Source organism: Mycolicibacterium sp. XJ1819 (genome assembly GCF_053483675.1).
The window spans coordinates 210701-217858 of record NZ_JBEFST010000009.1 but is presented as its reverse complement, the minus strand read 5'-3'; the positions used below and the strand labels follow the sequence as shown (position 1 = coordinate 217858).

6 protein-coding genes are annotated in these 7158 nt (G+C 68.3%); 1 reads left to right on the top strand and 5 read right to left on the bottom strand.

All coding sequences use genetic code 11. From position 1 onward, the window contains the following. Window positions 1-87: 87 nt before the first annotated feature. The gene (locus ABQE89_RS12245; protein ID WP_448416767.1) at window positions 88-801 is read right to left on the bottom strand and encodes an ABC transporter substrate-binding protein; all 714 of its coding nucleotides are present in this window, start codon (window positions 799-801) and stop codon (window positions 88-90) included. Window positions 802-916: 115 nt separating this feature from the next. Here ABQE89_RS12245 and ABQE89_RS12240 point away from each other — a divergent pair, with 115 nt between their 5' ends. After that, on the top strand, window positions 917-2203 hold the full coding sequence (locus tag ABQE89_RS12240) for an HNH endonuclease (protein WP_448416765.1): 1287 nt from the start codon (window positions 917-919) through the stop codon (window positions 2201-2203). On the opposite strand, the gene whiA is transcribed toward ABQE89_RS12240, so the two are convergent. From whiA to uvrC, 4 genes are read right to left on the bottom strand one after another with little or no spacing between them, the layout of a single operon-like run. Then, window positions 2204-3181: a DNA-binding protein WhiA gene (gene whiA, locus ABQE89_RS12235; protein WP_448416790.1), complete on the bottom strand. Its 978-nt coding sequence runs from the start codon at window positions 3179-3181 to the stop codon at window positions 2204-2206. Then, on the bottom strand, window positions 3178-4200 hold the full coding sequence (gene yvcK / locus ABQE89_RS12230) for a uridine diphosphate-N-acetylglucosamine-binding protein YvcK (protein WP_448416763.1): 1023 nt from the start codon (window positions 4198-4200) through the stop codon (window positions 3178-3180). Before yvcK ends, whiA begins: the two co-directional genes overlap by 4 nt. Further along, window positions 4197-5132: an RNase adapter RapZ gene (gene rapZ / locus ABQE89_RS12225; RefSeq protein ID WP_448416761.1), complete on the bottom strand. Its 936-nt coding sequence runs from the start codon at window positions 5130-5132 to the stop codon at window positions 4197-4199. Before rapZ ends, yvcK begins: the two co-directional genes overlap by 4 nt. Then, entirely contained in the window at window positions 5129-7111 is a 1983-nt protein-coding gene (gene uvrC / locus ABQE89_RS12220) for an excinuclease ABC subunit UvrC (RefSeq protein ID WP_448416759.1), read from the bottom strand. Before uvrC ends, rapZ begins: the two co-directional genes overlap by 4 nt. Between the last annotated feature and the right edge of the window lie 47 nt (window positions 7112-7158).

Below are 7158 nucleotides of genomic sequence, written 5' to 3'. Positions count from 1 at the left end.
GGTCACGTTTGTCTCCCTTATTTCGCCATTTGGCCCTGACAGTCTCCGGCCAGCCTAGTGGTGTGATACAGACCACGCTCGAACTGGTCAGTGCAGCGCCAGGCTCTGGTCGGCGTAGGGGCTACCCAGCCATTTGCGACGAATCCGCTGCAGCGTCCCGTCCTGTTCCAACTCGGCCTGCGTGACGCTGAGTCGCCCGAGAAGCGCCTGGTCAGACCGTTTGACCGCGATCGCGATGTGTTCGACGGTCAAGCCCTTCTGGACGATTTGCACACCGGACACCGGTTTGACGAGTTCGGCCAGCGTGGGCGCCAGCGTGACCAACGCGTCGCAGGCCCCATTCGTCAGGTCGGCCAGTGCGGCACCGGCGTCGCCGCGGTCGTAGGTGCGCACGCTCGCGGCCCTGCCCTCGGCGACGAGGCGCTCGGCCAGCGCCAGGCCGGTGTCGCCGCGCTGCGCGCCGATGATCAACCCGGCGAGGTCGTCGACCGATCTGACCCGCGGACGCCGGGTGACGTCGACCGCCAGGGCCTGCCCGCTGATCAGGTAGGGCGGTGCGAACGTCGCCATGTGCTCGCGGGCGGGCGTGACGCTGATACCCGACGCGGCGCAGTCGTAGTCACCGGCGTTGAGCGCGGCGAACAGGTTGTCGAATTCGGCGCCCTCGACGCTGCCGAACTCGGCGGTGGCGCCGAGCTTCTGGGCAAGCTCGGTCATCAACTCGATATCGAGGCCGGTGTCGCCGGGCATGCCGTTGAAAGGCGGAGCCGGGACAGCCGCGCCGACTCTCAGCGTCTCCATCGGTTCACGGTAGCTGTTGCAGTTGCGCTCGCGCGTAGACCGCGTTTAGGCAGGTCGCAGAACCTTCTCACACACGAGGCGCGATGTGTCGGTCGATTCCGCTATATTCGCACACATGTTCGATATAGCGGATGTGGCGTCGGTGGATCGCACCGCCGACGAGGCTGCGCTGATCGAGCGGATCGCCTGGCTGGAGCAGTTGAAGTCGGCCGCGGCGGCCGGTCAGGCCAGAGCGGCAGCGCTACTGGATGAACGCCGGCGCGCTGACGAGGCCGCGGCAGGGACGCCGAAGGCCAAACAAGGCCGGGGATTGGCAAGTGAGATCGCGTTGGCGCGACGGGATGCGCCGGTGAAGGGCAACCAGCACCTGGGGTTCGCCAAGGCGTTGGTGCACGAGATGCCATACACCCTGGCGGCGTTGGAGCGGGGCGCGCTATCGGAGTGGCGGGCCACCTTGATCGTGCGCGAGTCGGCCTGCCTGGACGTCGATGATCGGCGGCTCTTGGACGCCGAGTTGTGCGCTGAGATAGGCAGTCTTGACGGCTGGGGCGACGCTCGCATAGCTGCCGAGGCCAAGAAGATCGCCTACCGCCTCGACCCACAGGCCGTCGTCGACCGTGCGGCCAAGGCCGAATCCCAGCGCACCGTCACCGTGCGTCCTGCCCCCGACGCCATGACCTATGTGACGGCCCTCCTGCCGGTGGCCCAGGGCGTCGGTGTCTACGCGGCGCTCAAGCGCTCTGCCGACACCACATTCGACGACCGCTCCCGCGGTCAGATCATGGCCGACACGCTCGTCGAGCGGGTGACCGGTCGGCCTGCCGACGTGCCCGAGCCCGTCGCGGTCAACCTGGTGATGTCGGATGAGGCGTTGCTTGGCGGGCAAGACAGCCCGGGGTTAGTCAGCGGGTACGGACCGATTCCGGCAGCGGTCGCGCGTCGACTGGTGGAAGCCGCGGCTACCGACAGCCGGTCGAAGGCCGCGCTGCGGCGGCTGTATCGGCATCCGAAGACCGGATCGCTGGCGGCCATGGAATCGCGCTCGCGCCGCTTCCCCAAGGCATTGGCGCGATTCATCGGTTTCCGCGACCAGACATGCCGAACTCCCTACTGTGGTGCGGCGATTCGGCATCGTGATCACGCCGTGCCTCGAAATCGAGGCGGCCCGACCGACGTGGCCAACGGTCTCGGCATGTGTGAGCGGTGCAACTACGACAAGGAATCGCCGGGCTGGCGAGTCAGCACCGCCGACGAAAACGGCTTGCATACAGCCGAATTCGTGACGCCGACTGGCGCGCACTACCGTTCAATTGCGCCAACGCTGCCTGGACCCCCATTGATCACAGTCAGTAAGGTCGAAGTCAGGATCGGCATCGCACTCGCCGAACTCCACGCGGCATAGTCAAGCGTCTTCGAGCAGATCCGGGGTGACCGCCGACTCGGTGTCGGGAATACCCTCCTGCTTGGCCTTCCGGTCGGCCATCGACAACAGGCGTCGGATACGGCCTGCCACAGCATCTTTCGTCATCGGAGGGTCAGCGAGACGACCCAGTTCCTCCAGCGACGCCTGCCGGTGCTCGACGCGCAGTTTGCCGGCGGCAGACAGATGGTCGGGCACCGTGTCGCCGAGGATCTCCAGCGCGCGTTCGACGCGCGCGGCGGCTGCGACCGCGGCGCGGGCGGAGCGGCGCAGGTTGGCGTCGTCGAAATTGGCCAGCCGGTTGGCGGTGGCGCGCACCTCGCGGCGCATCCGCCGCTCCTCCCATGTCAGTCGGGTGTCCTGGGCGCCCATCCGGGTCAGCAACGCGCCGATGGCCTCGCCGTCGCGCACCACCACCCGGTCGATCCCGCGCACCTCGCGGGCCTTCGCACTGACCCCGAGTCGCCGCGCCGCACCCACCAGGGCCAGCGCCGCCTCCGGCCCGGGGCAGCTGACCTCGAGTGCGGACGACCGGCCGGGTTCGGTCAGCGATCCGTGCGCCAAAAATGCGCCGCGCCAGGCGGCTTCGGCGTCGGCAACGCTGCCGCCGACCACCTGGGCGGGCAGGCCGCGCACCGGGCGTCCGCGCATGTCGAGCAGACCCGTCTGGCGCGCCAGCGCCTCACCGTCCTTGGCCACCCGCACCACATAGCGGGTGTTCTTGCGGATCCCGCTGGCGGACAACACATGCACGGCGGCGTTGTAGCCGTAGAGGTCGTAGATGTCCTTGCGCAGCCGGCGCGCGATGATGCCCAGGTCGACCTCGGCTTCGACGATCACCTGACCCGAGACGATGTGCAGGCCCCCGGCGAAGCGCAGCAGCGACGCCACCTCGGCGCGGCGGGCGCTCACCGAATTGACGAGCAAGCGGCTCAGTTCGTCTTTGACCTCGGCCGTCATCGCCACGGGTCGTCACCTCTCGGTCCATTCACGGTAGATGTGGGCACGGTCGGCTCCTGTCTCGCCGGGGAGGCCTCTCCGCGCAGCAGCACAGCTTCCAGAGCCGCGGCCAGCTTCGCCGGGTCATGTAAAGGTGTACCAGGTCTGGACACATCAGCAAACTCCACGCGGGCGCCGAGGATGTTGGCGGTGCGTCGCAGTTGCTCGCGCTCGCGTTCACTGGGCACCCGGCTCGCGTCGACGACGATCTCGTTGACGGTGAACCCCGGCGCATGTTGGGACAGCACATGGATGTGCCGTTCGACGGAGAATCCCGCGGTCTCCCCCGGCTCGGCCACCAGGTTGAGCACCAGCGCACGGCGGGCCTGCGTGGCCTGCAACGCCGCGGCCAACTGCGGAACCAGGACATGCGGGATCACGCTGGTGAACCACGAGCCCGGTCCGAGGACCACCAGGTCGGCGGCCATGATCGCGTCCACCGCCTGATGCGTCGCAGGCGGGTCACCCGGCAGCAGCCGCACCCGGCGCACCTGCCCCACCGTGGTGGCGATCGCCACCTGGCCGCGAATCACCCGGGGCATCCGGGGATCGGCTTCCAGCCCCGCCACGTCGGCCTCGATGCCCAGCGCGATGGGGCACATCGGCAACACCCGGCCCTTGACGCCCAGGATGCGGCCCACCTCGTCGAGCGCGGCCACGGGGTCGGCAAGCACCTCGTTGAGGCCGGCGAGCATCAGGTTCCCGATGGGGTGACCCGCCAGGGCGCCGTTGCCACCGAACCGGTGCTGGATGATGGTCGCCCACAGTCTGCCCTGCGGACTGTCGGAAGCCAACGCCGCCAACGCCATTCGTAGATCGCCGGGCGGTACCACCTCCAGCTCGTTGCGCAGCCGGCCCGACGAGCCGCCGTCGTCGGCGACGGTGACCACCGCGGTGACGTGCGGGCTGAGGCGACGGGCCGCCGACAGCGTGGCGTAGAGCCCGTGGCCGCCACCGAGCGCGACGATGCGCGAACTCATTCGCGGCCCAGATCTCGGTGCAGTACCCGCACCGTGAGGTCCTCGCCACTGCCCAGCCGCACTGCCAGCGCCTCGGCGATCGCGACGCTGCGGTGCTTGCCTCCGGTGCAACCGATTCCAACCGTCATATAACGCTTTCCCTCGCGCCGATAGCCGTCGATGACGACGTCCAGCAGCTGATGGTAGGTGTCCAGAAACTCCTCCGCGCCGGGCTGCCCGAGAACGTAGTCACGCACCGCGGGATGCTGCCCGCTGTGCGGCCGCAGTTCGTCGACCCAGTGCGGATTGGGCAGAAAGCGCACATCCATCACGGTGTCGGCGTCCATCGGCAGTCCGTACTTGTACCCGAACGACTCCACCGTGACACTGGTGTGTGCGACGGTTTCGCCGCCGAAGGCCCGTTCGATGCTCTCCCGCAGCGCCGGCACCGACAGCGTAGACGTGTCGATCACCAGGTCGGCCACCGCCCGCACCGGTGCCAGCATGGCCCGCTCGGCCGCAATGCCTTCTGCCAGAGTCTGATTGCCCTGCAGCGGGTGGCTGCGGCGGTTCTGCTCGTACCGTCGCACCAGGATGTCGTCGGACGCCTCCAGGAACAGCACCCGCGGGGCGATGTTGCGGGTGGCCAGTTCGTTGCGCACCCAGTCGAGGTCACCGGTGAAACCGCGCGAGCGCACATCCATCACCACGGCCAGCTGGGTGATCCGCGAACCGGCGGCCAGGCCCAGCTCGACCATCCGGGCGATCAGTTCGGGCGGCAGGTTGTCGGCGACATACCAGCCCAGGTCCTCGAGCACCTTCGCCGCTGTGCCGCGACCGGCCCCGGACAGTCCGGTGACCAGGAGCACATCGATGCCCGATTCGGCCCCGTTGCCCGCATCGGTGGCGTCGCGACCGTCCCGCAGTTCCTCTTGCATACCCCGCTCTGTCATCCGGATGCCCTGGCCTGATCATTGCCGATAACCCGATCCGACGCGTCCGAATCGACCGCTGTGCCAAGCGCCTCGACCACCGCACGTGCCGTGGCCATACCGATCCCGGGCACCGCGGTGATCTCCTCGATGCTGGCCTGCTTGAGCCGGGCGACCGACCCGAAGTGGGTGACCAGCGCCTTCCGGCGGTGCTCGCCCAGGCCACGCACCGAATCCAGCGCGGAGGCCGTCATCCGCTTGGACCGTTTGCTGCGGTGGTAGGCGACGGCGAACCGGTGCGCTTCGTCGCGCACCCGCTGCAGCAAATACAGACCCTCGCTGTTGCGCGGCAGGATGACCGGGTCGGGCTCGGACGGCACCCAGACCTCTTCCAGCCGCTTGGCCAGGCCGATCACCGCCACGTCGGTGATGCCGAGTTCGTCGAGCACCGCCTGCGCAGCGTTGACCTGCGGCGCGCCCCCGTCGACGACATAGAGGTTGGGCGGATAGGCGAACTTGCGCGACCTGCCTTCCGGGGCCATCTCGGTGGGGTGCTGCAGGTCGTGCAGGTGCCGGTAGAACCGTCGCCGGGTCACCTCGGCGATCGAGGCGACATCGTCGGAGCGCCCGTCGCCGGCAGCTTCCCTGATCGCGTAGTGACGGTAGTCCGACTTGCGCGCCAGCCCGTCCTCGAACACCACAAGGGATGCCACCACGTCGGTGCCCTGCACATGGCTGATGTCGACGCATTCGATGCGTAACGGCGCGTCGGCCAACCCGAGTGCGTCCTGAATACTTTGCAGCGCAGCGGTTCTCGCGGTGAAGTCACCGGCCCGCTTGAGCTTGTGCTGCGCCAGCGCATCCTGGGCGTTGCGCCGCACGGTCTCGGCGAGCGCGCGCTTGTCACCCCGCTGCGGCACCCGCAGCACCACCCGCGAGCCGCGCAGTTGCGACAACCAGGTCGCCAGTTCGTCGGTGTTGTCGGGCAGACAGGGCAGCAATACCTCGCGCGGCACCGGGTTGAGCGCCTCGTCGGCCGCGCCGTCGAGTTCGGCCTGATCGCCGTAGAACTGGGTGAGGAACTGCTCGACAAGCTGCTCCTGACCGGATTGGCCCGGCTCGCCCTGCTTTTCGACAATCCATCCGCGTTGACCACGCACCCGGCCGCCGCGCACGTGGAATACCTGGACGGCCGCCTCGAGCTCGTCGTCGGCGAAGGCCACCACGTCGGCGTCGGTGCCGTCGCCGAAGACCACCGCCTGCTTCTCCAGCGCGCGCCGCAGCGCCGAGATGTTGTCGCGTAACCGGGCGGCGCGTTCGAAGTCCAACTGCTCGGCGGCGGCGTTCATCTGTCGTTCCATGTCGCGCACCAACCGGTCGGTCTTGCCGGCCAGGAAGTCGCAGAAGTCCTCGACGATGCGCCGGTGTTCCTCGGCGTCGACCCGCCCGACACACGGCGCGGAGCACTTGTCGATGTAGCCCAGCAGACACGGGCGGTCGATCTGGCTGTGCCGCTTGAACACTCCCGCCGAACAGGTGCGCGCCGGGAACACCCGGGTGAGCAGGTCGAGGGTTTCGCGGATCGCCCACGCGTGCGAGTACGGGCCGAAGTAGCGGACCCCCTTGCGCCGGGCACCGCGGTAGACCATCAGCCGCGGATACTCCTCGTTGAGCGTCACCGCGAGCACCGGATACGACTTGTCGTCGCGGTAGCGGATGTTGAACCGCGGATCGAACTCCTTGATCCAGTTGTATTCCAGTTGCAGCGCCTCGACCTCGGTGTTCACCACGGTCCACTGCACGCTGCCCGCCGTCATCACCATCTGACGGGTGCGCGGCGCCAGTCCGGAGACGTCGGCGAAATAGGACGTCAGGCGGCTGCGCAGGCTTTTCGCCTTGCCGACGTAGATGACGCGGCCGTGCGGATCCAGGAAACGGTAGACGCCCGGTTCGACGGGAATCGTCCCGGGAGCGGGGCGGTACGTCGAGGGATCAGGCACGACATCAAGGTTACTGCCGATGCCAAGCGGCATGGGCACCCCGACGG

Bases quoted from the DNA above. Each gene is read 5' to 3' on its own strand.
- ABQE89_RS12240 (WP_448416765.1), top strand. From the start codon at position 917: ATGTTCGATATAGCGGATGTGGCGTCGGTGGATCGCACCGCCGACGAG.
- yvcK (WP_448416763.1), bottom strand. From the start codon at position 4,200: ATGAGTTCGCGCATCGTCGCGCTCGGTGGCGGCCACGGGCTCTACGCC.
- rapZ (WP_448416761.1), bottom strand. From the start codon at position 5,132: ATGACAGAGCGGGGTATGCAAGAGGAACTGCGGGACGGTCGCGACGCC.
- ABQE89_RS12245 (WP_448416767.1), bottom strand. From the start codon at position 801: ATGGAGACGCTGAGAGTCGGCGCGGCTGTCCCGGCTCCGCCTTTCAAC.
- whiA (WP_448416790.1), bottom strand. From the start codon at position 3,181: ATGACGGCCGAGGTCAAAGACGAACTGAGCCGCTTGCTCGTCAATTCG.